We start from the raw sequence: 2,028 nt of genomic DNA, 5'->3' as shown, positions 1-2,028 counted from the left end.
ACGGATCCACCGGCAGATACGCACCCCCCGCCTTCCACACCGCCAACAACGCCACCACCACATCCACCGACCGCTCCACCATCACCCCCACCACCGACTCACGCCCCACCCCACGAGACACCAACACCCCAGCCAACCGCGACGCCCGCACATCCAACTCCGCGTACGTCGCCTGTTCCTCACCACACACCACCGCCACCGCACCCGGCACCGACGCCACCCGCTCCGCGAACAACTCCGGCACCGACACCCCCGGCACCGACCCCGTGTCATTCCACTCGGCCAGAATCCGCCGACGCTCACCCTCCGACAACACCTCAAGCGCGTGAACACGCCGTTGCGCGTCCGCCGCCACCGCAGTCAGCACCCGCACATACCGCTGAGCGAACGCCTCCACAGTGGCCGGATCGAACAAGTCCGCCGACCCGGTCAAGGAGCCCCGCAACCCGGCGGGACGGCCACCGATCGTGACCTCGCTCAGGGTCACGTTCATGTCGAACCTCGCCGCCATCGCCCCGGCCGCGACCGGGACAGCCCGCACACCGCCCAGATCAAGGTCTGCGCCAGCCGTGTTCTGCACCGTGAGCATCACCTGGAACAGCGGGTGCCGCACCAACGACCGGTCGGGAGCCAGTAGTTCGACCAGCCGCTCGAACGGCACCTCCTGGTGGTCGAGAGCCGCCAGGCTCGTTTCGCGCACCCGGCCCAGCAACTCGGCGAACGTCGGGTCCCCCGACACATCGGTCCGCAGCACCAGCGTGTTCACGAAGAACCCGACCAGGTCGTCCAGGGCCTGATCGGTCCGTCCCGCCACCGCGGTACCGACCGGGATGTCCTCCCCCGCACCCAACCGCGACAACAGCACCGCCAGACCGGCCTGGAGCAGCATGAACATCGTCACGCCCTGCTCGCGCGCCAGCACGGCCAGCCGGGCATGCACCTCCGCGGGAATGTCGAGGGCCGCGGTGTGGCCACGGTGGGAGACAGTGGTCGGGCGAGGCCGGTCCAGGGGCAGGGCGAGTTCCGCGGGAGCCCCTGCCAGCGCCTCCCGCCAGTAGCCGACCTGGCCCGCGAGCAGGCTGTCGGGGTCCGCTTCGCTGCCGAGCAGGTCTCGCTGCCACAACGTGTAGTCCGCGTACTGCACCGGCAACGGCTCCCACTCCGGCGCACGCCCCTCACACCGCGCCGCATACGCACGGGACATGTCACGGGCCAGCGGCCCCATCGACCAGCCGTCCCCCGCAATGTGATGCAGGACCACCACCAGCACAGCGGAATCGGGATCCGACCGGATCAGCAGCGCCCGGACCGGGATCTCCTCCGACAGGTCGAACCCATGACGGGTCTCGACGGTCACCAGTTCGTCGGCCTCCTCCGGGCCGGCGGCCTGCACGACCCGCATGATCTCGCCGATCCCGGTCACGTCACGCACCCGCTGGTACGGCTCGCCGTCGTCAGCGGGGAACACGGTACGCAACACCTCATGCCGCGCCACCACATCCGCCAGGGCCGTCCTCAGCGCGCCGACGTCCACCTGGCCGTCCAGACGCAGCACCACCGGCAGGTTGTACGTCGGGCTCGGCCCCTCCAACTGCGCCAGGAACCACAGCCGTCGCTGCGCGAACGACAACGGCACCCGCTCAGGACGCTCCCGCCGCGCCAGACTGACCCGCGCCGACCCCGCACCGCCGATCCGCTCCGCCAGTTCCGCCGGGGTCGGTGCCTCGAACAACTCCCGTACGCCCAACTCGACACCGAACACCGACCGCGCTCGCGACACCAACCGCGTCGCCAGCAGTGAATGCCCGCCCAGTTCGAAGAAGTTGTCCTCCACCGCGACCTGTTCCAGGCCGAGGACCTCGGCGAACACCCCGCACATGAGCTCTTCGGCCACCGTGGCGGGCCCCCGCCCACGACCGGACACCGAGTACTCGGGGGCCGGGAGGGCGGCCCGGTCCACCTTGCGGTTCACGGTCAGCGGCAGTTCGTCCAGGACGACCACCGCCGCCGGCACCATGTACTCCGGCA

The 2,028-nt window shown here is 70.3% G+C and carries 1 protein-coding gene; it reads right to left on the bottom strand.

What is annotated here, in order from left to right; all coding sequences use genetic code 11:
• Positions 1 to 2,028 (bottom strand): condensation domain-containing protein (locus tag ACLZN2_RS50750; protein ID WP_416987053.1); only part of this gene is annotated, 2,028 nt, incomplete at both ends.

Origin of the sequence: Streptomyces sp. T028 (assembly GCF_048159505.1) — a bacterium.
Taxonomy (GTDB): domain Bacteria; phylum Actinomycetota; class Actinomycetes; order Streptomycetales; family Streptomycetaceae; genus Streptomyces.
The sequence above is the reverse complement of the archived record's forward strand: the minus strand, read 5'-3'. Positions and strand labels throughout refer to the sequence as shown.